This window comes from uncultured Aggregatibacter sp., from assembly GCF_938046485.1.
In the GTDB taxonomy this organism is placed as follows: Bacteria; Pseudomonadota; Gammaproteobacteria; order Enterobacterales; family Pasteurellaceae; genus Aggregatibacter.
On record NZ_CALIWN010000046.1, the window covers coordinates 1 to 26601 of the forward strand.

Here is a 26601-nt window from a genome sequence, read left to right on the forward strand (position 1 = left end):
AAACTGTTGCTAAATTATTTAATGAATTAGGACCACGTTTTGCACAACGTGCAGGTGGTTACACCCGCATTCTTAAATGTGGTTTCCGTGCAGGCGATAATGCACCAATGGCTTACATTGAATTAGTTGATCGTCCTGAAGTTTCTTCTGAAGAAGTAGCGGCGGAATAAAAGTTCATTCTACTAAAACTAGAGACTGAAGGCTGTATAGTCTTCAGTCTTTTTTTTTACTCATTAATTTGGATTTCAAAAAATGACAAAGAAAAAAGTAAAACTTGGTAGTAATACAATTGCCTTAAATAAACGCGCTAGACATGATTACTTTATTGAAGATGAAATCGAAGCAGGACTTGAGCTACAAGGTTGGGAAGTAAAGTCTATGCGAGCAGGTAAGGTAAATATTAGTGATAGCTATGTTATTTTCAAAAATGGTGAAGCCTTTTTGTTTGGCTCAATGATACAACCTCTCAGCGTAGCTTCTACACATATTGTTTGTGATCCGAGTCGTACACGTAAGTTGCTCTTAAAACAACGTGAGTTAGATTCTTTATTTGGGAAAACAAACCGAGATGGATTTACGTTGATTGCGCTTTCTTTATATTGGAAAGGTGCCTGGGCTAAAATCAAAATTGGTTTAGCGAAAGGGAAGAAGCAACATGATAAACGTGATGATATCAAAGAACGTGAGTGGCGCGTTGCGAAAGATCGTATTATGAAGAATTCAAATAAAGGTTAACCAATATAAAAATAACCCAAATCTTGAGATTTAGGTTATTTATAACTGATTATTTAAATAAGCGTCTGCTTCGATGGATTTCAACGCGTTTGAATTGACTGATTAAAACGAAGAGGAATATCAGTAAATACACTGCAAATATCACCACAATCCATTGTGCCATAGAAAGCCCTAGCCAAGACCATACTTCGTCACTGCAAGAACCTGTGGGATGAAATAATACCGGGAACCATTGATCCAATGGTAAGGTTTGTGGAAATTCAGGTAAGTAAGAACATTGATTCCAAGGTGCCGGGTGGAGTTGGTAGTCGACATGTTTGATCGAAATAAATAATCCTTTGACCGCACTTAAAAAAGCAACGATTAACGCCAATACGCGCATGATTAAAAAACGTGGAGCAATTAGGCCGATTATGCCGGCAAAGGCGATACCAAATAATGCCACACGTTCATAAATACACATTACGCAGGGCTGTAAGCCCATGCCATACTGGAAATAAAGTGCAGTGCCTTCTAACGCTAATGCTGAAATCAATAACAATAACCAACCGGAACGTTGGACGGAAAGTGTTTTGAAAAGATGTAGCATTGCGTTTTTTCCTCTCTATTTTAATTAACCTTCAAATTTATTAAATTGGCATAATTAAACCTAAATTGGTTAGCCAAATAGTCATTGATGGCAAAATATATTCTACGGCAAATAAACCTACTAAAGACAGCACAATGGTATAAGGCAATGCCATGTAAACCATTCTACCATAAGATAGGTTAATTAGGGGGGCGAGTGATGATGTCAACAGGAATAAGAACGCCGCTTGTCCGTTCGGTGTTGCAACGGAAGGCAAGTTAGTTCCAGTATTAATTGCAACAGCTAACAACTCAAATTGATGTGGCGGGATAATGTTCGCAGATAATGCGTTTTTCGCTTCGTTAATGTACACCGTTGCCACAAATACGTTATCGGAAATAGCAGAAAGTAAACCATTGAAAGCATAAAATAGGGTGAGTTGAGTACTTTCTTCTGCTGATAGAACATAATGAATAATTGGTGCGAAAAGTTTTTGGTCGATAATAACAGCAACAATCGTGAAGAATACGACTAAAAGTGCGGTAAACGGTAAGGATTCTTGGAATGCTTTACCCAATGCGTGTTCGTTGGTAATGCCACAGAACGAGGTGCATAGAATGATAATACTTAATCCGATTAAACCCACTGAAGCCAAGTGGAAAGCCAATCCAATAATTAACCAAACTCCAATTATTGCTTGGATAATGAGTTTCAAACGTTCTTGTTTGGTCAGTTTTTTCATATTGGCACGATCAAAATCAGCCAGAACTTCCCAGACTTTTTGTGGTAATTTTGCTCCGTAGCCAAACAAGTGAAATTTTTCTAACAAGACACAGGTTAAGATACCACAAATAAATACGGGCACAGTCACCGGTGCCATACGGAAGAAGAATTCAACAAAGTTCCAACCTGCTTGATCGGCAATAATTAAATTTTGAGGCTCACCCACCATGGTCATTACTCCGCCTAAAGCTGTACCAACGCCGGCATGCATCATTAAGCTGCGTAAAAAGGCGCGGAATTGTTCTAAGGTTTCATGATGATTACCGATTTTTTCGTCATTAGTGATATCTGTAGAATCGTAAAATGTCCCACCGGAAGCAACTTTGTGATATACACCGTAAAATCCCATGGCGACACTGATAATTACCGCAACGACGGTTAATGCATCTAAAAAGGCAGATAAAAACGCCGCACTAAAGCAAAATGCCAATGATAAGACCAGTTTTGAGCGAATATTGAGTAATAACTTGGTGAAGACAAAGAGCAATAATTGCTTCATGAAGTAAATGCCTGCTACCATAAACATTAATAACAAAATTACTTCAAAATTAGCCAAGACTTCTGCTTTTATGTGCTCCGGTTTTGTCATCCCGATAATGATCGCTTCAATGGCAAGCAAACCACCGGGTTGTAACGGGTAGCATTTTAATGCCATACCCAAGGTAAAAATAAATTCAACAACTAATAACCAACCGGCCCAAAAGGGAGTGATGAAAAATAAAATCGGGTTGAGGATAAGAAAGGTAATGATGGTGATTTTGTACCAATCCGGACTGGTTCCCAAAAAGTTTTTAAGAAATGCTTGTGTATAACTACGATCATCCATAAATGATGTCCCCTACATCGAATATCAAATAACGCTAAACTACGCTATTCTAGGTAAATAAGTTTCAACTGTGTCAAAAATCCTAAATGATGTCAATGAATTTACCAAATAATTATCTCATTGTAATGTCTAGCAGTTTCAACGATAATAAGGACGCTGTTATTACTTATTGAACAAGAATCTTATGAATAATACCCCTCCTCTCTTGAAGGCACAAAGTCCCGCGGCCTTAGCTGAAGAATATATTGTGAAGAGCATTTGGAGTCATCATTTTCCACCAGGATCAGATTTACCGGCAGAGCGGGAATTAGCAGATAAAATTGGTGTGACGCGCACTACATTACGTGAAGTGTTACAACGCTTAGCGCGAGATGGCTGGTTAAATATTCAACACGGTAAGCCGACAAAAGTCAATGATATTTGGGAAACCTCCGGTTTAAATATTCTAGAAACCATGATTCAATTGGATGGCACTCGTCAGCCTTCGCTTATTGCAAATATGCGTTCGGCGCGTACCGATATTTCAATGATTTACATTCCTAAAGCCTTTAGACGGGCACCGGAACAATCTTTACGTATTTTACAACCGTTAGATACATTACAAGATACGGCGGAAGATTACACAAAATTTGACTATGACGTCTTCCGTAATCTTGCGTTTGCTTCTAATAATCCGGTGTATGGTTTAATTTTAAATAGTTTTAAGAATTTATATTCCCATATTGGCATGTTTTACTTCCAAAATGAAGAAGCACGCCTTTTGGCAAAGCGTTTTTATGCAAATTTGATGGACATTTGCCAACGTCAAGCCATCGATGAGGTGGCACCTTGCGTATTGCAGTATGGCAAGGACAGCGGAGCGATTTGGGCAAGTATGCAGACGCAATTACCAGAGAATTTTGCAGCAGAGTCGCTTAAGTGAAATGACACCGTGAGTCGGCTAAGCCTATCCTATAAAAACGTGGTTAAAAATAACCGCACTTTTAATCCCCAGTAGCTTGTCCAGCCTGTTGTGGCTAAGTCCATTTTACCTTGATGCAAAAGAATAATCGTCGGTGTCACACTCACACCCCATTGATTTGCTAGTGCACCATGGGGATCATTGACAGTCGTAAATTCGTATTGATGTTCCTTAAGATAATCAGTGACATCCTGCGCAGAACCAGAGCGTAAGGCAATGGAAACGACAGGATAGCCTTCTTTTGCCAGCGCGTTAATTGTCGGCGAGGTGTAACGGCAATAACCACACCAGGTTCCCCAAAAATAGACAATAGTGGGTTTGTCCTGCGTCAGTTGTGGTAGAAAAAACGGATTTCCTTGCAAATCGTATAATGCCGTTGCGTTAATATCTTCCGGCACAGTCGGTTTACGAATAAAATCCATGAGGTTACTCATCACCAGCAAGGTGAGAAATAGCGAAAGGATGTTTTTGAGAAATTTTTTGTAGTTAATGGCTTTCACGGCGATCTCTTGCTTCGTGCTTTGTTCCTTTGGCTAACATTCTAAGCTGTAAAATCAACCGCTCTTTTAGCTGTTCCCGTTCTGCTTTGCTCATATCTAACGCATTGGCACCAGCGGTGAATACGATGGTCACCATGCCTTCTGCCTGTACATAAGCGATATATTGCGAATAATTATTTTTGCGTGCGATGTATTCCGAGAGTTCATCAATGAAATGCTTAATCTCTCGAGCCGCCGCCGTACGAAAAGCTTGTGAGGTGCCGGAACTTTCTCGTAACAATAAGCGGAAGACGTTTGGGCTGTTATGGATAAATTCAAAGAACGTTTCCACTGAAATGACAATCACACTCCCGCCGCTGGCAATGCGTTTACGGGCTTGACGCATGAGTTGGCGAAGGGTTAAACCTGCTTCATCTACCATCGTTAAGCCTAATTCGTCCATATCACGGAAGTGGCGATAAAAAGAGGTCGGCGCGATGCCGGCTTCACGGGAAACTTCCCTTAAACTCAGGTTGGAAAAGCTTTTTTCTGCTGTCAGTTGGTTAAATGCCGCATCAATGAGTGCGCGACGGGTTTTTTCTTTTTGCTGCGCGCGAATACCGACCATGAAATGCTCCGTTAAGATAAAATCGATTTAACCGAATTCGTAATAGCCTCGGCAATGCGTTCATAACGAGCGCGGAGCGGTGAGCCGGGGCGATAAACCAAAATAACATCTCGAGAAGGTTCGGGTTGGCATGGCAAATATTTCACGCCGCCGCGTTCACCTTCGCTTAGCACGGCTAACTCCGGCATTAAAGTCATGCCGGCATTGGCAGCGACCATATTACGCAAGGTTTCCAAACTGGTCGCTTGGAAATGAGAATTTTCTTTTGCACCGGCGGTAAAACAATAGCCAAGGGCTTGGTTGCGCAGGCAGTGACCATCATCGAGCATTAACATTTCACGATCTTTTAACATGGACATTGGAATGGTTTGTTCTTTTGCCCAAGGATGATTTTCAGCAACGGCCAATAACATTCTTTCTTTAAATAATGATACTTCAATAAACGGTTCGGTTTCACGTACGGATGCTACAATGGCGCAATCTAAGCGGCCGGTTTCAAGCTGCTCCAATAATTGATGGGTCTGCGCTTCGTAGAGAAAGAGTTCCAAATCCGGGAACGCATTTTGTAATGCCGGGACAATATGAGGCATTAAATAAGGACCTATTGTCGGGATCACGCCAACATGTAACGGACCGGTCATTTCTTTGCCTTGGTTACTTGCCATTTCTTTCAAGAGTTTTACTTCACGCAATACGGTTTTAGCCTGATCTACCAACAATAAACCCGATTGTGTAAAGAGCACTTTACGACTGGTACGTTCCAATAAAATGATGCCAAGTTCGTCTTCTAATTTGCGAATTTGACCGCTTAGCGTCGGTTGGCTCACATGACAGGCGTCTGCTGCACGACGAAAATGCTTGTGTTCTGCAAGGGCAACAAGGTATTCTAAATCACGGATATTCATATGTCCTCATTATAGAAAGTAGCAATTAAAAGAATAGAATTAATTGATTGTGACTATATCACAATTTTATCTATAATTCATACCATCTTTAAAAACTGCCTGTAATTTAGGCTGGCTTTCTAATTCATAGCAACACTTATAGAATAGGAGAAAAACTTATGTCTACTATGGAAGGAAAAAAAGTTCCTCAGGTTACATTCCGTACTCGTCAAGGTGACAAATGGGTTGATGTAACTTCATCTGAATTATTTGATAACAAAACCGTTATCGTTTTCTCTTTACCGGGCGCATTTACCCCAACTTGCTCTTCTTCTCACTTACCACGCTACAATGAATTAGCACCAGTATTCAAAAAATACGGCGTTGACGACATTCTTGTGGTTTCCGTGAACGATACTTTCGTTATGAATGCATGGAAAGAAGATGAAAAAGCAGAAAACATTACTTTTATTCCGGATGGTAACGGTGAATTTACCGAAGGCATGGGTATGTTGGTAGGTAAGGAAGATTTAGGTTTCGGTAAACGTTCATGGCGTTATTCTATGCTCGTGAAAAACGGCGTAGTAGAAAAAATGTTCGTTGAGCCAAACGAACCAGGCGATCCGTTCAAAGTATCTGATGCAGATACTATGTTGAAATACATCGCACCACAACACCAAATTCAAGAATCTGTTGCAATCTTCACTAAACCGGGCTGCCCATTCTGTGCGAAAGCAAAACAAATGTTGCATGAAAAAGGCTTGAACTTCGAAGAAATCGTGTTAGGTCATGATGCTACTATCGTAAGTGTACGTGCAGTTTCCGGCCGTGCAACTGTGCCGCAAGTATTTATCGGTGGTAAACACATTGGCGGTAGCGATGATTTAGAAGCGTACTTCGCAAAATAATTCCAACAACAATAAGAAAACCCTTCTTTTGGGCGCTAAATATAGCGCCCTTTTTTACATTAATAATGCGGCGGTGGGGTTTCTTCTGCCTGAGTGGCAATGTTGGAGGGTTGTACATCTTTCAGTTTATTCACTAAATAACGAAGTTGTACCTGCATTTTATCAATTAGAAATTGTTGTTCGATAAGCGCTTGATTCAATTCTTCAATGATAGTTTCTTGGAAAGTCAATTTCATTTCTAATTCGGCAATTCGTGGTTCTAAATTTTTCGATATCGACATAATAATTCCTAAATAAATGTTGTGAATTTATTGAATCCGTTTTACTCTATGACTTCGTGTTTCATGTATTATAAAGGATCTAACATCATGTTAAAATTTCAAAAATTGTCAACTGTTGCACTTATGCTCGCAAGCGTTCTTTCTGCTAATGCATTTGCCGATACGCAAACTGAGGCAAAACCGGAAGCTGCAAAAGCAGAAGCGACTGAAATGAAAGCGGCAGATGCAAAAAAAGAAGGTTCATTTAATGACGAAGCTTCTTACGCGGTTGGTGTTTTGTTTGGTTCAGATTTACAAGGTTTAATTGATGCACAAAAAGGCGTGATCGATTACAACAGTGATAAAGTCGTTGCCGGTATTGCAGACGTGCTAGGCGGCAAAGTTAAGTTAGAAAACAATAAAGAAATTACCTCTGTCTTACAAGAAATTGATGGCAAATTAAAAGCCGCAAGCGAAGAAAGATTTGCAGCAGCAGCGAAGAAAGCGGAAGAAGAAGGTAAAAAATTCGCAGAAGAATTTGCGAAAAAAGACGGCGTGAAGAAAACGCCATCCGGCTTGTTATACCGTGTTGTTGATGCAGGTAAAGGCAATCCGATCAAAGAAACAGATGTCGTTAAAGTACATTACACCGGTAAATTAGCAGATGGCACCGTATTTGACAGTTCACGTGAACGTAACGTACCGGCAGAATTTCCGTTAAATCAAGTGATTAAAGGTTGGACCGAAGGTCTGCAATTAGTGAAAAAAGGCGGTAAAATTGAATTAGTATTACCGGCTGATTTAGCGTATGGCAAAGAAGGTGCTGGTGCGAGCATCCCACCGAATGCGACACTCTATTTTGATGTCGAAGTCTTAGATGTGATTCCAGAGAAAAAATAATTAAAACCTTTGAAAAATGACCGCACTTTTAGAGCCTTGCATTTAAAAGTGCGGTTTCTTATTTGAATAAAATGCATATGCACATTCATGTTAACGGATAAACGCCCTTTTACTGACGAAGATCGCACAATCTTAAATTCCTATATTGCCGTGGTTGACGGTGTCAGTGCGCTCATCGGGCAACATTGTGAAATCGTTCTACATTCTTTTGAGGATTTAGAACACTCCGCCATTTACATCGCCAACGGACATAACACCAACCGCCAAGTGGGCTCGCCCATGACGGATTTTGCGTTGCGTTCGTTGCACAATATGAAATCGGAAAGCGTCAGCAAACCGTATTTTACCCGCGCCAAGAAAAGCAGTGGCTTGATGAAGTCGGTGACTATCGCGATTCGTAACAGCGCAAAACGTATCATTGGCCTGCTTTGCATCAACATTAATTTAGATGTGCCTATGTCGCAATTCCTACAAAACTTTATTCCAGCATCGGATCATGGTGAAACCTCTGCGGTGAACTTTGCCAGTTCGGTGGAGGAATTGGTGGTTCAAACCGTGGAAAAAACCATTGAGGAAGTCACTTCTGACCGCATGGTGGCAAATAATAATAAAAATCGCCAAATTGTCGTTTCGTTGTATGAAAAAGGCATTTTCGACATTAAAGATGCCATCAATTTGGTGGCGGAACGCCTCAATATTTCCCGTCATACCGTGTATTTATACATCCGCCAAATTAAACAGGATCAGGACGAGTAATCATGGATTATGTATTGGTGGTTAAACAGCCGGTTTATGGGAGCCAAGGCGCTTTTCTTGCCTATCAGTTAGCACAAGAACTGGTTCACAAACATCACATCCGCCAAATCTTTTTCTATCAAGACGGTGTCAGCAATGGCAATGCCTTGGTATATCCCGCCAATGATGAATTCAATTTAGTCAAAGCATGGCAAGCGTTTTCTCGCCAATTTAATGTGCCGTTACATTTATGTGTTGCCGCGGCGCAACGCCGTGGCGTGGTGGATAGCGATTCGGCGGCGGATAGAAGTGCGGTCAGTTTGGCGGACGTTTTTCAACTTGCCGGCTTAGGTGAATTTAGCCAAGCCTTGCTACAAGCAGATCGAGTGATTACCCTATGACTAAACTTGCTTTTATTTTTCGTCATGCGCCTTACGGCACGGCCAATACGCGAGAAGGATTAGATGCGCTGCTTGCCGCGACGGCATTTTGTGCCGAAGAAGACATTGCGGTGTTTTTCCTAGATGACGGTGTGTTGAACTTGCAAAAACAGCAACAAGCGGAAGTCGTCTTGCAAAAAGACACGGCAAGTGCGTTGAAATTATTGGATTTATACGACATTGAACAGCGTTATGTGTGCGCGGATTCACTGCAACAATTTCAGCTGACATCGTCGGATTTCGTCTTGGATTGTGATGTGTTGTCGCGTCAAGCGTTGTTACAAATCCTGCAACAAAGTGAAAAAATTTTGACTTTTTGATTATGCTTTATACTTTTTCTCAAGCCCATTATTCACAAACAGAACTGGAACATTATTTGCTAAATGCCACGGCGCAGGATGCGGTGGTGTTATGGCAAGATGGCGTGTTGTTGGCGCTAAAACACGCGGATGTGTTGGCGCGTTGTCATGCTTCCTGTTTTGCCTTAGAGAACGATATTTGGGCGAGAAATTTAACCGCACTTCTGCCAAATGATGCAAAAGTGCGGTCCATTTCGTTAGCGGATTTTGTTGCGCTCAGCGAACAATATTTTCCGCAAATTGCGCTATAAAGAATGCGTTAAATTTCATATTCCACGCAAACGGGAATTTTTGCCTGCAACAAGAATTGCTTAGTGCGTTCATGTTGTGGATTTTCAAAAAATTCGCGCGCGCTGTTTTGTTCCACTACATTCCCGTCAGCCATCAAAATGACGCGATCCGCCACATCACGGGCAAATTGCATTTCATGGGTGACGATAATCATCGTCCAGCCTTCCTGAGCTAGCAGTTTTAAGGTTTGTAGCACTTCGCCCACTAATTCCGGATCCAACGCCGAGGTCGGTTCATCTAGCAAAATAATATCCGGTTGAACCGCTAGTGCGCGGGCAATGCCTACTCGTTGTTGCTGACCACCGGAAAGTTGCGATGGATATAAGTGCATTTTGTCTTTTAAGCCCACTTTGGTAAGCAATTCCACGGCACGTTGTTCCGCTTCCGCTTTGCTTTTCTTTTGCACTACAACCATGCCTTCCATCACATTTTCAAGTGCAGTGCGATGGGGGAACAAATTGTATTGCTGAAATACCATGGAAGAGCGACGACGTAATTTCAATTCATCGGCTTTGCTGATTTTGTGAGAAAAATCCAATGTTAAACTTCCATCACAAAAACGCAGTGTGCCAAGTTCAGGTCGTTCCAATAAGTTTAGGCAGCGTAAAAAGGTGGTTTTGCCCGAGCCGGACGGACCGAGAATCGCCACGACTTCGCCTTTTTCAATGTGAAAATCGATCCCTTTTAGCACCGCATTGCCATTAAATGTTTTATGAATATTGTTCACTTCTAACATGTGATTTCCTTAGGCCTTGAGATGACGGGATAGGCGTTGTTCCAAGCGATCTTGCGCAAAGGATAAAATCAAACAAATGCACCAGTAAATCAGCGCGGCCTCGCTATAAATCATAATAAATTCATAGTTTTCCGCAGTGATGTTTTGTGCCACGCGAAACATTTCCGTCACTAATACTAACGACGCCAAAGACGTATCTTTCACGTTGCTGATAAAGGTATTTGCTAATGGCGGCACCGATACGCGCAAGGCTTGCGGCATGATGGTGCGAGTGAAAGTTTGATAATAATTCATGCCGATGGAATAGGAGGCTTCCCATTGTCCTTTCGGAATAGATAAAATCGCCGCGCGAATGGTTTCTGAAGCGTAAGCGCCGATATTAATGGAAAAGGCGATAATTGCCGTTGGAAACGGATCGAGCTTAATCCCTACTTCCGGTAATCCGTAGAAAATAATGAAAATCTGCACCAACATCGGCGTACCGCGAATGGTGGAAACATAAATACGGCAAAGTATTTGCAATAAACGCATGCCGAAATTTGGTTTTTCCACAATGCGAATCAACGCCACAACTAACGCGATAGCTACTCCAGCAAAGAAAGAAATCACCGCCAGCGGAATGGTTTTATCAATAGCCGCTTCTAACATAGGCCAAAAAGAGCTGATGACCTCATCAGCTCTTTCTGCATTCATAAACGGAAGTGAGGCGAGAAAATTATTGAGTAATGTCATCACCGAACCATTTGATTGAAATTTGTTTCAAGGTGCCGTCTTTTCTTAGCTCTTCCAATGCTTGGTTAATTTTTTCGACCAGCGGTTCCTCACCTTTTAATACCGCGAAGCCGGAAGGCACTTTGTCATCCCGTTTTACGGCAATTTTTAAACCGGAATTTGGTTGTTTCTTGAAGTAATCCAAGACTGCCAAGTGGTCGTTCACGGTAGTTTCAGCACGATCTTGGGTAATCAATTTTAAGGCTTGTGCCAAACCTTCGACGACGATGAGTTCTGCCCCATTCGCTTTGGCTATTTTGCCGTAGTTGCTGGTTAAGGATTGTGCTGCTTTTTTACCTTTCAAATCTTCAAAAGTTTTGATGCTATTGTCGCTTTCTTTGGTCACGATAACCGCAGTGGAATAGTTATACGGCGCAGTGTAAAGGTATTTTTTCAAGCGTTCCGGGCTTGGATTGGTTTGGTTGGCAATTAAGTCGAAACGTTTGGCATTCAAACCGGCGTACATAGAATCCCACTGGGTTTCGTTAAATTGAATTTTTAAGCCTAAACGTTGTGCCACCGCTTCAATCACTTCTACGTCAAAGCCGGTTAACTTACCGCTGTCATCATGGAAGGTGAATGGCGCATAAGTGCCTTCGGTGCCTACTAATAAGGTTTTGGTTTTTTCTACGCGATCGGAAATTTCTCCAGCGAGGGCTTGGGTCGCCATGCCGAAAACTAAACCGGATAATAAGAATGTTTTTGCAATAAATGATTTTTTCATAAAGTGTTCCTTTTTTGATAAGGTGAAGTGCGGTGGATTATTACAGTAAGTTTTTAGAAAGCAAAATAATTGTTTTCTCTAGGTTATAACTGAAAGCAATAAAATCCGCCGATTTATTCATCAGCGGTATTTATCCAAGAAACGGTAATAGTTCACGCCGATTTTTAATGCCAGCTTCTTCACTAATTTGCCACCGAATACTGAAGGCACTTTTAATTTACTGAAGATAGCCAAGCGTTCGTCGTTGCCTAAAATGGCTTCTGCGACAATGCGACCGGCCAAACCGGTGAGCGCTACGCCGTGGCCGGAATAGCCGTGGGCGAAATAAATATGTGGCGAAATGCGTCCGAAATGGGGATTGGAATTGATGGTCATATCGATAGGGCCGCCCCAACCATAATCAATTTTAACGTGTTCCAACTGTGGGAAAACGCGCAACATATTGTGTCGCATGACCTCAATCATGTTTTTCTCGGAACTGGAATCGCTACCAAACAATAAGCGGTTGTCGGCGCTTAAGCGGTAATAATCCAGCAAATAATTGCTGTCGCACACAGACATGCCGTTGTTGATCACGGAATCAGCCGTGGCTTGATCAAGCGGTTCAGTGGCGATGATAAAACTTTCTACCGGTAGAATTTTACGGGCAATGCCACGGTGAATACTTTTTGGTAGTACATCAATGTAGGCGTTAGTCGCCAACACCACATCTTTGGCGACAACGAGGCTTTTATCTGTTACGACTTCAATGTCTGTTGCTTTTTCACGCAAATCCACCACAGGCGATTGCTCATAAATACGCACGCCCAAATCCAAACACGCTTTTGCCAAACCTAAGCAATAATTGAGCGGATGCAAATGCCCGGAATTACTGTCATACAACGCACCACAATAAATTTTGCTGCCGAGATGTTGTTCCAGTTTTGCCTTGTCCCATAGCTGCATATGTTGATAGCCAAAAATTTCGTGGCTGGCTTTTTCAATAGCGATTAAATCTTCCATACGACGCTCGTTGAGCGCTAACGTGGCATAGCCTTTCTTCCAATCACACTCAATACCGTATTTCGCAATGCGTTCATCAATAATATCAATGGCTTCTAAGGACATTTGCCATAGCTTACGGGCAGTTTCCAAGCCTACTTGTTCGATATATTCATCGATGCCGTCTTCAAAACCGTTAATGGCTTGCCCGCCACTACGCCCCGATGCGCCAAAGCCGACCCGTGCGCCTTCCAGTACGATCACGCTTTTGCCTTGTTCTGCAAGTTCTAATGCTGTGGATAAACCGAAAAAGCCTGCACCGACAACGCACACGTCAGCAGATTCTTTTTGATTTAACGGCGGTAACTCAAAATGTTGGTTACGGGTGACGGAATAATAGGATTCAATATGTTCTTGATGTGAAAACGCTAGCATAAATAAACGCCTGTAATGAAAAGTGGGTGCATATTACTACGCAAGGGGGAGAAGTCAATATTTGAACAAACACACGAAAAAGTGCGGTCAATTATAAGCCTGTTTTAGGGTATCTTTGATAAAAATAAACTCTCTTCCATTTCATTACAAAAATAAAAATAATTCTCATACACGTCTATATTCCTTTTATTTTATTTTTTATAATAAACCCTGGCTTATCGTCACCATGTGTCACTTGCGAAAAGTGATTGTTCGCAAGGAAATGAGCGTGTTGTCGAGAGGAAGACAGGATTCGTTAAACAAAAGTACGCTGCCTGCGTACTTCTTTTTTATTTTTAGGAGTTTCTATCATGATGATAGATAAACGGCTGATAAGCACAGTCGCGGATAGCAAAAAATGGATTGCTATTAATGTCTTATGGAACTGGGTTGCCTTAATCGGCGGGATTATAAGTGCGGTGGTATTTGCCATTTGTTTGCAGTGGGCGTTTGAGCGCACACTTACGCTACAAAGTGCGGTCATTTTTACCGTTGTTTTGGTTGCTTGTTTGGCGTTGCGTGCTTGGGCGGGCAAAATGGCGGTGAAAGCTTCCTATAAAGCGAGTACGCAAGTGAAACATAAATTGCGCACGCTGATTTATCAAAAATTATCTTCTATGCCGCTGAATCAGGTTAACCAACAATCTACCTCTTCGGTGATCCAAGTGGCATCTGAAGGGGTGGAACAGCTGGAAATTTATTTCGGACGTTATCTTCCGCAATTGTTTTACAGCCTGCTTGCGCCACTCACGTTGTTTGTTTTTCTGGTCTTTTTTAACGCACCGACCTCATTAATTCTTTTGGTTTGCGTGCCGTTAATTCCAATGTCCATCATTGCGGTAAATAAAATCGCGAAACGTTTGTTGGCGAAATATTGGTCTATTTATGTGGGTTTAGGCAGCAGCTTTTTGGATAACCTACAAGGCTTGATTACCTTAAAAATCTATCAAGATGACGATTACAAAGCTAAACAAATGGATATCGAAGCGGAGAATTTCCGTACCATCACCATGAAAGTGCTGACCATGCAGCTGAACTCCGTTTCTTTAATGGATTTATTGGCTTACGGCGGTGCGGCGTTGGGAATTTTGACGGCGCTTTTACAATACCAAGACGGTAATTTAAGCATTTTTGGTGTCATTTTATTCATTTTGCTTTCTTCTGAATTTTTTATTCCGTTACGCTTACTCGGTTCTTTCTTCCACGTCGCGATGAACGGCAAGGCGGCTTCAGAAAAAATCTTTACGCTGCTAGATACGCCGGTAGAAGAAAACAAAAGTGCGGTGGATTTTCCGGCTAAAAATGAAGTCAGCGTGCAAATTAAGGATTTACATTTTGCCTATTCTGCAGAGAAACCGGCCATTAACGGCTTAAACCTTAATATTCAACCGAAGCAATTAACGGTTTTTGTGGGTAAAAGCGGTTGCGGTAAATCCACGCTGGTTTCTTTGCTCATGGGCTTTTACCAAGCGCAGCAAGGGGAAATTTTGTTTAACGGCGTCGATATTAAACAAATTAACCGTCATTCCTTATATCGTCATGTTTCGTTGGTAAGCCACAGCAGCTACATTTTCAAAGGCAGCCTCAGAGAAAATATGTTGATGGCATTGTCCGATGCTTCTGATGACGCCATTTATCAATGCTTGGAACAAGTGAATTTGGCGAATTTCGTCCGTGAAAACGGCGGGTTAGACATGATGTTATTAAGTCGCGGAACCAACTTGTCCGGCGGTCAAATTCAACGTTTAGCGTTGGCGCGAGCGTTGTTGCACAATGCCGACTTATACGTTTTCGATGAAGCCACCAGTAACATCGACGTAGAAAGTGAAGAAATCATTCTGCAATTTATTCAACAGCTTAAACACGAAAAAACTATCGTCATGATTTCTCATCGTCTCGCGAATGCGGTGAATGCCGACCAAATTTATGTGTTACAAAGCGGTCACTTGGCAGAATCAGGCGATCATGCTTCTTTAATGACTGAAAACGGAATTTATGCAGAAATGTTTAATCAACAAAAGAACTTAGAAAATATCAGAACGGGGGCAAATCATGCGTAAGAACGGATTTGTCGTCATGTGGCAGCTCATGAAATTGGTGACGCCGTTGGCACATATCATGAGTTTCACCATTATTATGGGCACCCTCGGTTTCCTTAGCGCTATTTTCATTATGGTGCTAGGTGCCATGGGCTTGTCGGAATTGCTTAACTTCCACACCCACTTAAATTTATCGCAAATTTTGACCGCACTTATTGTGCTGGCGGTAGCGCGTGGCATTTTGCGTTATTTGGAGCAAATGTCCGGCCATTACATCGCCTTCAAATTATTGGCGTTGTTGCGCGACAAAGTGTTCAGTGCATTACGTCGTTTGGCGTTTGTAAAATTGCAGGACAAACAATCCGGTCAATTGCTTTCCTTGGTCACCAATGATATTGAATTGTTGGAAGTGTTTTATGCGCACACCATCGCGCCGATCGCCATTGCTTTTTTAACCTCCGGTATTTTATTGGCGGTGTTCGCGCATATTTCTTGGTGGTTCGTGTTGGTAGCATTTTTAGCCTATGTCACCATCGGTATTATTTTGCCTATTGTCACCACCCAAATGGCACGTGAAGATGGCCGCAAATACCGTGACTTAGTTGGCGAAATGAACGATTTCTTCCTCGACAGCATTCGCGGCATGAAAGAAATTCAACTTTTCGGTAACGAGGAAAAACGCTTACAGGAAATCCACCAGCGCAGTGAAAAAATCGACCAAGCCTTTTTAAAAATCAAACAACAAGAAGGCAACGTGCGTTCGTTCACGGAAATCGCGGTGTCTTTCTTCAATATCGTGATTTTATTGGTGGGCTTAACCCTCTTTGCTTATGATTACATTGATTTTGCCGGTTTGCTCATTGGTGTGATTTTATTGATGTCCAGTTACGGCCCGGTGATTGCTTTAAGTAATCTGTCCAACAACTTATTGCAAACCCTCGCCAGCGGCGAACGTGTCTTGGCCTTATTGGCAGAACAACCGGAATTAAAAGACGTAGAAAACGGCGTGAATATCACTGACGTGCAGCAAATTAACGTAGAAAACGTCAGCTTTGCTTATGTGGACGAACAAATTTTGTCTGATGTGAATTTACAGCTCAATAAAGGCGAAATTCTCGGTATTCATGGTCGCAGCGGTAGCGGTAAAAGTACCCTTTTGAAATTAATGATGCGTTTTTACGATCCGCAACAAGGCCGTATTTGCATTAACGATACGGACTTAAAAAACATTAATACGGTGAATTTGCGCGACAATATTGCTTACATCACCCAACAAACCTATATTTTCAATGAAACAGTGTATGAAAATATTGTGTTGGCAAACCGCAAGGCAACGAAAGAGCAAGTGATTGAAGCAGCGAAAAAAGCCTCTATTCATGAATTTATCATGAGTTTACCGGAAGGCTACGACACCAAAATCACTGAAATGGGGAGCAACCTTTCTGACGGTGAAAAACAACGTATCGGAATTGCCCGCGCCTTCTTGCACAATGCACCGATTATTTTGTTAGACGAACCGACCAGTAATCTGGACAGCTTAAACGAAGCCATGATTTTGCAATCCTTGTTAAACGTAAAAGCAGAAAAACTGATTATCCTAGTGAGCCATCGCGCTTCTACTATGGCAATTTGTGATCAAGTTATTCCAATCGCTAACGGACGAATGTCATAGTTAAGGCTTGTTGAACGTCAAAGTGCGGTGGGTTTTCATGGTGTTTTAAAACGCTGAGAAAATCCACCGCACTTTTTTTGTGTATTTTTTCTGTTTGCTATCGGCAAATCAGCTAAACAACAAAATGTTTAAATAATCAGTTGTTTTTTGAAAACGATCTCTGTATATTGTATTCAAATGAATACAAACAATGAGGTTTGAATATGAGCGTAGCAAATCGAATTCCGATAAGCGTGAGAATTTCTCAGGAAGATGCGGATTTTATTGCAAATTTACAGGTTGAAGGGGCAAATACGCCTTCGGAAAAAATTCGTGAATTATTAAAACAAGCCCGGCAAAGTTATACACAGCCGCAAGATTACGGCACCGCTTTAGCGCAAGCGGAACAGTTTTTACAAAATGCCAAGCGCGATGTGTTGCATGCGGAAAAAGAACTGGGGGTTCATTCGCACATTCTGGCGCGCTTATTTGAATTGTTACCGGATTTAACCGCAACATTAGTCGCAGACGTTCCGACGGAAAGCGAGTTGGAGGCGTTAAAAAAATATGAATGCGAAGTCATGTGGCGTATTGTGCGTTTAACTGACAGCATTTTGCAACTGGCGGTGACGGGGAAAGGAGCCGCATTCGATGACAGTGTGTTAGCCCAACTGAAAAACACATTGAATTTGGCTCACATTATTCGTCAACGTGATGAAAAATAAAAAAAGAAGGAGGTAGAATATGAGCGAAACATTAGCTCGTCGTGTCGGACGTTTAGTCAGTGGCGGATTTCATGCCATTTTAGATGCCGCAGAAAATTTAGCACCGGAAGCGGTGATGAATGAAAATATTCGCGAGATTGAGCGCGCGATAGATGAAGTGCGGTCAGAATTAGGCAAGGTTTTAGTGCAGAAGCATTTAGCCACGAAAAAAATGGCAGATGAAAGCAATCGCCATGAAACGTTGCAGGCGGATATTCAAGAAGCACTGAAATCCAATCGTGATGACTTGGCGGAAATCGGAATTGCCGAACAAATGGACATTGAGGCGCGCTTGCCGGTGTTGGAAAATACGGTGGCGGACTGTGCGGCGCAGGAAAAAGAGCTTGAAGGGTTTATTGTGGCATTGCAAGCGAAACGACGTGAAATGCAACAGGCCGTTCAAGATTGGAAGCAAAGCCAAACGCAAGCGGCAACGCATGAAAAGGGACGCAACGGCTCCACATTAAATCAAATTTTGCGCAATACGGAAAAGACCGCCAATGCGTTTGATCGGCTGATGGGGCGACAAACCGGCTTGCATATGGCAGGACGTGATCCGTCACAGTTAGCCAAATTAAAAGATTTGGAAGAGGTGAGCAGAACGAATCGGATTAAAGAACGTTTAGCGCAACTGAAAACCGCCAAATAGCGGCTTGAAATAAGGATATATTATGTGGGAACTGATTACTGCACCACAAAATAGCATTTTCGGCATTGCCATTATGCTGATGTTATTGCTTGGTATTCTTGAATTGGCATCATTTATGCTGGGCGGTATTAATGAGTGGGTCGATGATTTTTTACCGGATAGCTTAACGGACACACAGGCAGAAATTGGGCTGAATTACGCCGACAGTGGTCTTGTGATCCGATTTTTAAGTTGGTTATATGTCGGCAAGTTGCCTCTATTAATGTTAGTGGTGATTTTTCTCGCTATTTTTGGCTTGCTGGGTTATAGCTTGCAATATGCATTATATCAGTTCTCCGGTTTTTATTTGCCGGGTTGTGTTGCTGCCGTGATTGTCTGGTTTGCCAGCCTACCTTTGGTACGCATGGCAGCTACCGGGGTTTATCACATCTTTCCTAAAGATGAAACGACCGCAGTTACCCAAGCGAGTTTGGTCGGTTGTGTCGGGGTGGTGATACTTGGCACGGCAAAGCGAGGCAGTCCCGCCCAAGCGCGCGTAAAGGATGGTTACGGTCAGCAACATTATGTCATGGTCGAACCTGACGATGATAACGCACTCATGCAAGGCGAAACCATATTGTTGATTTCTTTACAAGATAATCTTTTTAAAGCAATCAAAAATCCGAATGGAAATTTGGTTGATTAACGACGACGTATTTTTCTCAAACACAAGGACAAATTATGGAACTGATTTCAATCATTGCCGGCATTGTACTCATTGCATTATTAATTCTCGGCCTCATTCTTACCCGATTATATCGTCGCGCCAGCAAAGAGGTCTCATTTGTACGCACCGGTTTTGGCGGTGAAAAAGTGATCATGAATGGCGGTGCGATTGTCTTGCCCGTGTTACATGAAGTGATTCCCGTGAATATGAATACCTTGCGTTTGGAAGTGCGTCGCGCAGCAGATCAGGCGTTGATTACCCGAGATCGTATGCGGGTGGATGTGACGGCAGAGTTTTATGTGCGAGTGAAACCGACCGCCGAAAGCATTGCCACGGCGGCGCAAACCTTGGGGATGAAAACCATGTCACCGGAACAATTAAAAGAATTGGTGGAAGGGAAGTTTGTTGACAGTTTGCGGGCGGTTGCAGCGGAAATGGCCATGGAAGAATTGCATGAAAAACGGGTGGATTTTGTGCAAAAAGTGCAACAAGTGGTCTCGGAAGATTTGTTTAAAAACGGCTTGGAATTGGAAACCGTATCGCTGACCGGCTTGGATCAAACCAGTTTTGAGTACTTCAATCCGCAAAATGCCTTTGACGCGGAAGGTTTAACCCGCTTAACGGAAACCATCGAGGTGCGCCGTAAAAAACGTAACGATATTGAACAGGATACGGATTTGGCGATAAAAACCAAAAATTTGGAAGCCGAACGTACTCGTTTACAAATTTTGCGTGAAGAAGAATATGCCAAATTAGAACAAGAGCGTGAGATTGCGATACGTCGGGCGGAACAAAATGCCGAAATTGCCGGACAGGAAGCGCAGAAAAAACGCGAAGCGGAAGAAGTTAAAATCGCAGCATCTCGAGAAGTGGACTTAAAACGCATTCTTGCGGAACGTGATATTGAAAATGAAAAAATTCAAAAAGATCAACAAATTGAACGCGCGGAAGTAGAACGTAAGAAAGCGATTGAATTAGCCGAGCAAGATCGCGCCATTGCCGTTGCGGAAAAATCACGTGCCGAATCGGAAGCCAAAGCACTGGCGGATAAAGCGCGTGCATCGGCTGTGCGAGAAGAGGAAAGTGTTATCACGGTGCGTGAAACAGAAAAAGCGGAACGTGCCAAGGCCGTTGAATTGATTGCGGCTCAAGAAATCGCCCAAAAAGATGCCATTGCGATCACCGTCGCGGCGGAGGCAGAGAAACAAGCCGCATTCGACCGTGCGGAAGCGTTACGCATTGTGGCGGAAGCCGAGGCGGAGAAACAACGTTTACAAGCCAAAGGGGAAGCGGATGCAAAAATCTTGTTAGCGAAAGCCTTGGAACAACAATATAAAGTGGATGCCGAAGGGACCCGCGCCGTCAATGAAGCGGCGAATGTCTTGTCCGTTGAGCAAGTGGAAATGCAAGTTCGCCTTGCGCTATTGAAACATTTACCGGACATTATTCGTGAAAGCGTACGTCCAATGGAAAATATTGACGATATTAAAATCTTGCAAGTAAACGGCCTTGGTGGGTTTGGTGCCGCGACATCTGCCGAGCAGGGTGAAGTTGCTTCCCAGACCAGTTTATCCGATCAGCTTGTAAACAGCGCATTACGCTACCGCGGGCAAGCACCACTGGTGGATAATCTGCTAAAAGAGCTAGGCTTAAACGGTGCCGACATCAATGGTTTGACTCAAAATCTTAACCAACAAGTGACAAAATCAAACCAAGAATCATAAGGATGAAAAGTGCGGTGGATTTCGATATTCCATCCTACTTACCCGAAGAGCAAGCCGCTTTCTTCGCATATGTTTAAAAATGGAGAAATTTTAAACCTATTTTGTTGATATGTTGATTTGATAAACATATACTCCGGATCTGTTTAAAAAAATGAGATTTTTAAAGATGAGACAATGGAGCCCAACGTTTGCGTTTAATCAGCTTCCTGATCTTCCACCAACGGAAGAATTGGAAACGAAAGACGTTTTAAAGCAAACGATCAAAGCGAGAGCAGCATTAGCGGAGTTAAAACAAGCGGCTGAGCTTATTCCTAATCAGTCGATGTTAATCAATACGTTGCCGATTATGGAAGCGCGTGCAAGTAGTGAAATTGAGAATATCGTTACCACAACAGATAAACTTTTCCGGTCATTACAGCTTGATAGTGAAGAAGATGATGCGGCGACCAAAGAAGCATTGCAATACCGAACAGCATTATTTTCCGGATTTGAGAGTTTAAAGGAGCGTCCACTTTGTACACAAACAGCCGTATTGGTATGTAGTGAGATAAAAGGACGCGCAATGGATATTCGGAAGGTAACAGGAACGGCATTACGCAATGGTGTGAATGGTGAGGTCATTTACACGCCACCGGAAGGAGAGCGGCTGATTCGGGATAAACTAGCAAATTGGGAAACGTTTATTCATAACAATGAAGCGTTGGATCCGTTGATTATTTTGGCAGTTGCGCATTATCAATTCGAGGCTATTCATCCTTTTTTAGATGGTAATGGGCGAACAGGGCGAGTGTTAAATAGTTTATTGCTGATTGAAAAAGGACTTCTTCATTTGCCGATTTTATATTTAAGTCGTTATATTATTGAGCATAAAGCAGATTATTACCGCTTGTTGTTGGATGTCACCGTCAATCAAAATTGGCAAGATTGGTTGTTATATTTCTTAAAAGGGATTGAAGAGACGGCAATTTGGACGTTGAGGAAAATTGAGGCAATCAAAGCCTTGTCTATTGAAACAAAACGTTACATTCAACAATCTTTGCCTCATCTTTACAGTTTAGAATTGGTCGAATTGTTGTTTGAGCAACCTTATACTCGCATCGTAAATTTAGAACGGGCAGGCATTGCTAAAAGACAAACCGCGTCTAAATATTTAAAAGATTTGTGTGATGCAGGGGTTTTAAGTGAACAATCTGTGGGGAGGGATAAATTATTTATTCATCCGAAACTAATGGAGTTGCTGAGAGGTGAGAATAATGTATTTACACCTTATGCAACCAATTAAATAAAAAAATCACCGCACTTTTTCTTTTCGGCGAAATCATGTGATTCTACTTTGTTGTCATATTTTGGGCGTTATATTGTGATTCCGCCTAAACAAACGTAAACTACCGCCATCATATTTATGATGATAAAGGAGAATTCAATGTTTGCTACCAAACAACAAGTATTAGATGCCTTCCATTTCCGTTGCGCAACACGTTATTACGATCCCGAGCGCAAAATCAGCAAAGAAGATTTTGACTATATTTTAGAACTTGGTCGCTTATCGCCAAGTTCCGTAGGATCCGAGCCATGGCAATTTTTAGTGGTGCAAAATCCCGAATTACGCCAAGCCTTAAAACCGGTGAGTTGGGGCATGGCAACGCAGTTAGATGATGCCAGCCATGTGGTGGTGATTTTGGCGAATAAACATATGCGTTATGATTCTGAGGATTTTCGCGCAAACCTTGCACGTCGCGGCTTAACGGAAGAGCAAATGCAAGCCAATATGGCAACCTATCAACGCTTTCAAACAGAACACATAAACGTGTTGGAAAACGACCGCACTTTATTCGACTGGGCAAGCAAACAAACCTATATCGCACTGGCGAATATGATGACAGGCGCGGCCTTAATCGGTATCGATAGTTGCCCGATCGAAGGGTTTAACTATGCTGAAGTCAACCGTATTTTGGCGCAAACCGGTGCGTATGACGCAGAAAAATATGCGGTGTCTGTTGCGGTGACTTTTGGTTATCGTGCCAAAGACATTCGCCCGAAATCCCGCAAACCACTCAATGAGATTGTTCATTGGATCGAATAATTTTTTCTTAAATCCGTTCTTTGTTGTCATGGCTTAAAAGAGCGGATTTTTTACATTTTGGAGACTGAAATGTCACGACATTTATTTACGGCAGGCAAACCGCGTTCGCTGCTGTTCCCGATTTTTTTCTTTTCTTTGGTGAATCTCATTGTCTTCACCCTATCTCGTCTCGGTTTGTCTTTATGGCAACTGGATCGGGTCAATGCAGTCAACGGTTGGGGCGAATTGTTCTTGCAAGGCCTACGCATGGACGTGGTGTCTTTGTGTTATTTATTCGGTATGCCGGCATTATTGACGGTATTGCTTTATCATCAAAACGCGTTAGGGCGCATTTGGCAGCGTATTTTGCGTTTCTGGTTGACGGCAGGCAGTGTGTTTATCGTGTTTATGGAACTGGCGACACCGGCATTTATTGAAACCTATGATTATCGTCCGAATCGCCTGTTCATCGAATATTTGATTTACCCGAAAGAAGTGTTCTCCATGTTGATGGAAGGGCATTTAAGTGCGGTCATTTTTAGCCTCATTTTTACCCTTATTGCTGCGGTGGTGTATTGGAAACTGGCCGGTTGGGCGGTGCGCAATATCACACCAATGCGTTGGACATGGCGTCCGGTGGTGGCGTTGTTGGTGATTGCGTTGAGTTTTCTCGGTGCGCGTTCTAGCTTGCAACACCGCGGAATCAACCCGGCGATGGTGGCATTTTCTTCTGATGCCATGGTGAATTCTTTGGTGCTGAATTCAGGCTATTCTGTGATTTATGCAGCACAACAGTTTAAAGATGAAGGCACCTCTTCCGAAGCCTATGGCAAAATGGAGGTGGAAGAAATGCTCTCTATTGTGAAAAACAGCGGAAGCCGCCCGGCTGAGGCTTATATTTCCAAGGACATTCCAACCTTGACTCGCAACCAAGCCACTTACCAAGGTAAGCCGAAAAATATCGTGATTGTGTTGGAAGAAAGCTTCGGTGCGCAATTTATCGGCACGCTAGGTGGTTTGCCATTGTCGCCCGAATTTGACAAGTTGGCACAGCAAGGCTGGTTGTTTGATAATTTATATGCCACCGGCACCCGTTCCGTGCGTGGTATTGAAGCGGTTACCGCCGGTTTCACACCAACGCCGGCACGTGCTGTGGTGAAACTCAACAACAGCCAACGCGGTTTCTTTACCTTGGCACAGTTATTAAGCCAACGGGGTTACGATACGTCCTTTATTTACGGTGGGGAAAAGCATTTTGATAACATGGCGGGCTTTTTCTACGGAAACGGCTTTAAGCGTATTATCGACCAAATGGATTATCAAAACCCAAGCTTTACCGGGACTTGGGGCGTGAGTGACGAAGACTTGTTCACTAAAGCCAATGAGACGTTTACCCAATTACACAACGAAGGCAAACCGTTCTTTAGCCTCGTGTTTAGCTCCAGTAACCATGATCCGTTTGAATTCCCGGACGGCAAAATCGATCTGTACGAACAACCGAAAGCTACGCGCAACAATGCGGCAAAATATGCGGATTATGCGATTGGGCATTTCTTCAAGCTAGCGAAGGCCTCCAATTATTGGCAAGACACGATTTTCTTAGTGATTGCCGACCACGACTCTCGTGTAGCAGGTGCCAGCTTGATGCCGATTAAGCATTTCCACATTCCGGCATTGATTTTGGGTGAAGGCATCGAACCGCGCCGCGATAATCGTTTGGTCAGCCAATTTGATATGCCGACCACGTTACTTTCTCTGGCAGGCATTAGTGGCGATTACCCGATGATCGGTTATGACCTCACCAAACCAAACGATCCAAATCGCGCCATTATGCAATACGACCAAGTGCAGGCGCTTATGCGGGGCAATGATGTGGTGATTCAATTCCCGAAAGTGGGTGCCAAAACCTACCGTTACGACAAAGCCACCGAAACCTTAACGGAAGCAGAAGTGCCGCAAAGCATGGTGAAAGAAGCTTTGGCTCATGCGCTGTTAGGCAGCTACTTGTATAAACATCGTTTATACACAACGCCGGAAATCAAACAGGCAGAAAGCAAGCGTTAATTTGAAGATGAAAAGTGCGGTGGAAATTCACGATAGATTTTAACCGCACTTTTTTTGTTTTCTGTCATCGCCTGTCATCGCAGCTCATCTCCTCTTCCCATCACCTCTTTTTTCATAAAAATTTTTGTAAGAAATTGTCGGCGAGTTCCGTCTAATTAGCATGTAGGAAAGCGTTCGTTTTCTTACGGTTTTTCTTAATCAAAAAAATTCAACACATCTCAATAGGATTAAAGGAGTTTCTTATGAAAAAAATGACATCATTCGTCACATTAGCCGGTGTGCTTGGTATGGCAATGGCCTTTCAAGTTTCTGCGGAAATGAAAAACATGCAACCGATGGAACAGCAAATGGAACATAAAATGGAGAGCATGAAAGATGCCAAGCCGATGATGGATAATAAAATGGATAAGATGAAAGAAGGAAAATCGATGAAACACGATATGAAGAAAAAAATGAAATCAGATAAAAAGATGATGGAAAATAACATGGAACAGGGCATGAAAGAATCTGAAGCAATGAAGCCAAAAATGTAACTTTTTTAGATAAGGTTCATTTAATGAAAAGGCTTGTGGTAAACAAGCCTTTTCACAAAGCATATCATTCGTATCTATGAATTCTGCTGTATGGCTTTCTTTGTGAAAGAGGTTGGATTATGATGAATGCCTGCAAGTATAGATAAAACGGATTTTTTATGTCTTCAACGATGCCGCTGGCGTTTCAATCGATTTCATCTCAGCAAATACAAGCGATTCGGGAGCAAATGTTAAAATTTGCACTGCTGCAGTTGCGCGACAAGGATTTGGCGGAAGATGTGGTACAAGAAACTCTGACAAGGGCGTATCAGCATGCCGCGTCATTTAAAGGCGCGGCTGCGTTAAAAACGTGGTTTTTCGCTATTTTGAAAAATCAGATTATTGATTTGCTGAAGTATCGTCAACGTGTAGTGACGGTTTCAGAAGTGAGTGATGACGATGACCCGAATGCGTTTTTTGATCAAGAAGGGCATTGGGATCGTAGTCGATTTTTACCCTCAACTTGGGAAGAACCTCAAGAACAGGTATATAAAAACGAGTTTTGGATTATTTTTGAAGCGTGCTTGGATCATCTGCCGGCACAGCAAGCCCGTGTTTTTATGATGCGGGAATATTTTGATATGCAAAGTGAACAAATTTGCCAAGAATGTGATTTATCCATCTCTAATTTGCACGTGTTGCTATACCGCGCCCGCTTACAATTACAAGCGTGTTTGTCCCACCATTGGTTTGATCAAACGGATAACGCCGGAGAGAAATGATGAAATGTCGTCAAGTGACTCAATTAATTTCTAAGCATCAAGAAAACCCCTTGACCCTATTAGAACAAGGACAAGTTTATCTGCATTTGGCGATTTGTCCTTATTGCCGAGCGTTTCATAAAAATTGCCATAAAATGCATCAGTTAATGCGAACGTTTTCTGTGCAAGGAGAACGCCGAGACTAAATTTACCTCATAAGGTAGTG

General features: G+C 42.5%; 31 protein-coding genes. 21 read left to right on the forward strand and 10 right to left on the reverse strand.

Features of this window, described 5'->3' with window-relative positions; translation table 11 throughout:
* A partial coding sequence (locus Q0203_RS05810; protein ID WP_297930418.1) for a L17 family ribosomal protein occupies window positions 1-170 on the forward strand: 170 nt, incomplete at its 5' end.
* A gap of 82 nt (window positions 171-252) precedes the next feature.
* Complete coding sequence (gene smpB / locus Q0203_RS05815; RefSeq protein WP_021615537.1) at window positions 253-735, forward strand: SsrA-binding protein SmpB; 483 nt, start codon at window positions 253-255, stop codon at window positions 733-735.
* Window positions 736-784: 49 nt separating this feature from the next.
* On the opposite strand, the gene dsbB is transcribed toward smpB, so the two are convergent.
* Window positions 785-1324: a disulfide bond formation protein DsbB gene (dsbB, locus tag Q0203_RS05820; protein WP_297930262.1), complete on the reverse strand. Its 540-nt coding sequence runs from the start codon at window positions 1322-1324 to the stop codon at window positions 785-787.
* Between the two features lie 40 nt (window positions 1325-1364).
* On the reverse strand, window positions 1365-2912 hold the full coding sequence (gene nhaB, locus Q0203_RS05825) for a Na(+)/H(+) antiporter NhaB (protein ID WP_297930264.1): 1548 nt from the start codon (window positions 2910-2912) through the stop codon (window positions 1365-1367).
* A 184-nt stretch (window positions 2913-3096) separates the two neighbouring features.
* Here nhaB and fadR point away from each other — a divergent pair, with 184 nt between their 5' ends.
* Window positions 3097-3834, forward strand: a complete 738-nt coding sequence (gene fadR / locus Q0203_RS05830; protein ID WP_297930265.1) for a fatty acid metabolism transcriptional regulator FadR — start codon at window positions 3097-3099, stop codon at window positions 3832-3834.
* Between the two features lie 29 nt (window positions 3835-3863).
* Here fadR and Q0203_RS05835 read toward each other — a convergent pair whose 3' ends face one another.
* The 3 genes from Q0203_RS05835 to oxyR are packed head-to-tail and all read right to left on the reverse strand — an operon-like array spanning window position 3864 to window position 5885.
* The gene (locus Q0203_RS05835) at window positions 3864-4364 is read right to left on the reverse strand and encodes a protein disulfide oxidoreductase (protein ID WP_297930421.1); all 501 of its coding nucleotides are present in this window, start codon (window positions 4362-4364) and stop codon (window positions 3864-3866) included.
* A complete protein-coding gene (gene fabR / locus Q0203_RS05840; protein WP_021615532.1) occupies window positions 4360-4980 on the reverse strand; it encodes an HTH-type transcriptional repressor FabR in 621 nt (206 codons plus the stop codon). Before fabR ends, Q0203_RS05835 begins: the two co-directional genes overlap by 5 nt.
* A gap of 11 nt (window positions 4981-4991) precedes the next feature.
* Complete coding sequence (gene oxyR / locus Q0203_RS05845; RefSeq protein ID WP_297930268.1) at window positions 4992-5885, reverse strand: DNA-binding transcriptional regulator OxyR; 894 nt, start codon at window positions 5883-5885, stop codon at window positions 4992-4994.
* 158 nt (window positions 5886-6043) lie between these two features.
* Here oxyR and pgdx point away from each other — a divergent pair, with 158 nt between their 5' ends.
* The gene (gene pgdx / locus Q0203_RS05850) at window positions 6044-6772 is read left to right on the forward strand and encodes a hybrid peroxiredoxin PGdx (protein ID WP_297930271.1); all 729 of its coding nucleotides are present in this window, start codon (window positions 6044-6046) and stop codon (window positions 6770-6772) included.
* Window positions 6773-6831: 59 nt separating this feature from the next.
* Here the strand turns inward: pgdx and Q0203_RS05855 are convergent, their stop codons facing one another.
* On the reverse strand, window positions 6832-7053 hold the full coding sequence (locus tag Q0203_RS05855) for a SlyX family protein (protein WP_021615529.1): 222 nt from the start codon (window positions 7051-7053) through the stop codon (window positions 6832-6834).
* A gap of 87 nt (window positions 7054-7140) precedes the next feature.
* On the opposite strand from Q0203_RS05855, the gene Q0203_RS05860 reads away from it, so the two are divergent.
* From Q0203_RS05860 to Q0203_RS05880, 5 genes are all read left to right on the forward strand, one after another.
* Complete coding sequence (locus Q0203_RS05860) at window positions 7141-7932, forward strand: FKBP-type peptidyl-prolyl cis-trans isomerase (protein WP_297930275.1); 792 nt, start codon at window positions 7141-7143, stop codon at window positions 7930-7932.
* An 87-nt stretch (window positions 7933-8019) separates the two neighbouring features.
* Window positions 8020-8688, forward strand: coding sequence for a transcriptional regulator (locus Q0203_RS05865; RefSeq protein WP_297930277.1), 669 nt, complete (start codon window positions 8020-8022; stop codon window positions 8686-8688).
* A 2-nt stretch (window positions 8689-8690) separates the two neighbouring features.
* Window positions 8691-9068 carry a sulfurtransferase complex subunit TusD gene (tusD, locus tag Q0203_RS05870; RefSeq protein WP_297930280.1) on the forward strand — a complete coding sequence of 126 codons (378 nt, stop codon included), beginning with the start codon at window positions 8691-8693 and terminating at the stop codon, window positions 9066-9068.
* Window positions 9065-9427, forward strand: coding sequence for a sulfurtransferase complex subunit TusC (gene tusC, locus Q0203_RS05875; protein ID WP_297930282.1), 363 nt, complete (start codon window positions 9065-9067; stop codon window positions 9425-9427). Before tusD ends, tusC begins: the two co-directional genes overlap by 4 nt.
* 2 nt (window positions 9428-9429) lie before the next feature.
* Window positions 9430-9717, forward strand: a complete 288-nt coding sequence (locus Q0203_RS05880) for a DsrH/TusB family sulfur metabolism protein (RefSeq protein WP_297930284.1) — start codon at window positions 9430-9432, stop codon at window positions 9715-9717.
* A gap of 8 nt (window positions 9718-9725) precedes the next feature.
* On the opposite strand, the gene Q0203_RS05885 is transcribed toward Q0203_RS05880, so the two are convergent.
* The 4 genes from Q0203_RS05885 to Q0203_RS05900 form a co-directional block, all read right to left on the reverse strand.
* The gene (locus tag Q0203_RS05885; protein ID WP_297930287.1) at window positions 9726-10493 is read right to left on the reverse strand and encodes an amino acid ABC transporter ATP-binding protein; all 768 of its coding nucleotides are present in this window, start codon (window positions 10491-10493) and stop codon (window positions 9726-9728) included.
* 9 nt (window positions 10494-10502) lie between these two features.
* Window positions 10503-11225: an amino acid ABC transporter permease gene (locus tag Q0203_RS05890; protein WP_297930290.1), complete on the reverse strand. Its 723-nt coding sequence runs from the start codon at window positions 11223-11225 to the stop codon at window positions 10503-10505.
* A complete protein-coding gene (locus Q0203_RS05895) occupies window positions 11209-11988 on the reverse strand; it encodes an amino acid ABC transporter substrate-binding protein (RefSeq protein WP_297930293.1) in 780 nt (259 codons plus the stop codon). Before Q0203_RS05895 ends, Q0203_RS05890 begins: the two co-directional genes overlap by 17 nt.
* A 120-nt stretch (window positions 11989-12108) precedes the next feature.
* Entirely contained in the window at window positions 12109-13404 is a 1296-nt protein-coding gene (locus Q0203_RS05900; protein WP_297930296.1) for an FAD-binding oxidoreductase, read from the reverse strand.
* A gap of 350 nt (window positions 13405-13754) precedes the next feature.
* Here Q0203_RS05900 and Q0203_RS05905 point away from each other — a divergent pair, with 350 nt between their 5' ends.
* The 12 genes from Q0203_RS05905 (at window position 13755) to Q0203_RS05960 (ending at window position 26581) form a co-directional block, all read left to right on the forward strand.
* Window positions 13755-15503 (forward strand): ABC transporter ATP-binding protein/permease, encoded by a 1749-nt coding sequence (locus Q0203_RS05905; protein WP_297930299.1) that lies wholly within the window; start codon window positions 13755-13757, stop codon window positions 15501-15503.
* On the forward strand, window positions 15496-17154 hold the full coding sequence (gene cydC, locus Q0203_RS05910) for a thiol reductant ABC exporter subunit CydC (RefSeq protein ID WP_297930301.1): 1659 nt from the start codon (window positions 15496-15498) through the stop codon (window positions 17152-17154). Before Q0203_RS05905 ends, cydC begins: the two co-directional genes overlap by 8 nt.
* 203 nt (window positions 17155-17357) lie before the next feature.
* A complete protein-coding gene (locus tag Q0203_RS05915; RefSeq protein ID WP_297930304.1) occupies window positions 17358-17858 on the forward strand; it encodes a hypothetical protein in 501 nt (166 codons plus the stop codon).
* Window positions 17859-17877: 19 nt separating this feature from the next.
* Window positions 17878-18546, forward strand: coding sequence for a PspA/IM30 family protein (locus Q0203_RS05920; protein ID WP_297930306.1), 669 nt, complete (start codon window positions 17878-17880; stop codon window positions 18544-18546).
* Between the two features lie 22 nt (window positions 18547-18568).
* Complete coding sequence (locus tag Q0203_RS05925) at window positions 18569-19231, forward strand: YqiJ family protein (RefSeq protein ID WP_297930309.1); 663 nt, start codon at window positions 18569-18571, stop codon at window positions 19229-19231.
* Between the two features lie 35 nt (window positions 19232-19266).
* Window positions 19267-20976 (forward strand): flotillin domain-containing protein, encoded by a 1710-nt coding sequence (locus tag Q0203_RS05930; protein WP_297930312.1) that lies wholly within the window; start codon window positions 19267-19269, stop codon window positions 20974-20976.
* A 166-nt stretch (window positions 20977-21142) separates the two neighbouring features.
* Window positions 21143-22258, forward strand: coding sequence for a protein adenylyltransferase Fic (fic, locus tag Q0203_RS05935; RefSeq protein ID WP_297930314.1), 1116 nt, complete (start codon window positions 21143-21145; stop codon window positions 22256-22258).
* A 141-nt stretch (window positions 22259-22399) separates the two neighbouring features.
* The gene (locus Q0203_RS05940; protein WP_297930316.1) at window positions 22400-23059 is read left to right on the forward strand and encodes an NAD(P)H-dependent oxidoreductase; all 660 of its coding nucleotides are present in this window, start codon (window positions 22400-22402) and stop codon (window positions 23057-23059) included.
* A gap of 69 nt (window positions 23060-23128) precedes the next feature.
* A complete protein-coding gene (locus Q0203_RS05945) occupies window positions 23129-25102 on the forward strand; it encodes an LTA synthase family protein (RefSeq protein ID WP_297930319.1) in 1974 nt (657 codons plus the stop codon).
* Between the two features lie 242 nt (window positions 25103-25344).
* Window positions 25345-25635 (forward strand): hypothetical protein, encoded by a 291-nt coding sequence (locus Q0203_RS05950; RefSeq protein WP_297930322.1) that lies wholly within the window; start codon window positions 25345-25347, stop codon window positions 25633-25635.
* 170 nt (window positions 25636-25805) lie between these two features.
* Window positions 25806-26396 carry a sigma-70 family RNA polymerase sigma factor gene (locus Q0203_RS05955; protein ID WP_297930424.1) on the forward strand — a complete coding sequence of 197 codons (591 nt, stop codon included), beginning with the start codon at window positions 25806-25808 and terminating at the stop codon, window positions 26394-26396.
* A complete protein-coding gene (locus tag Q0203_RS05960; RefSeq protein WP_021615507.1) occupies window positions 26396-26581 on the forward strand; it encodes a zf-HC2 domain-containing protein in 186 nt (61 codons plus the stop codon). The genes Q0203_RS05955 and Q0203_RS05960 overlap by 1 nt, the downstream gene beginning before the upstream one ends.
* The last annotated feature ends 20 nt before the right edge of the window (window positions 26582-26601 follow it).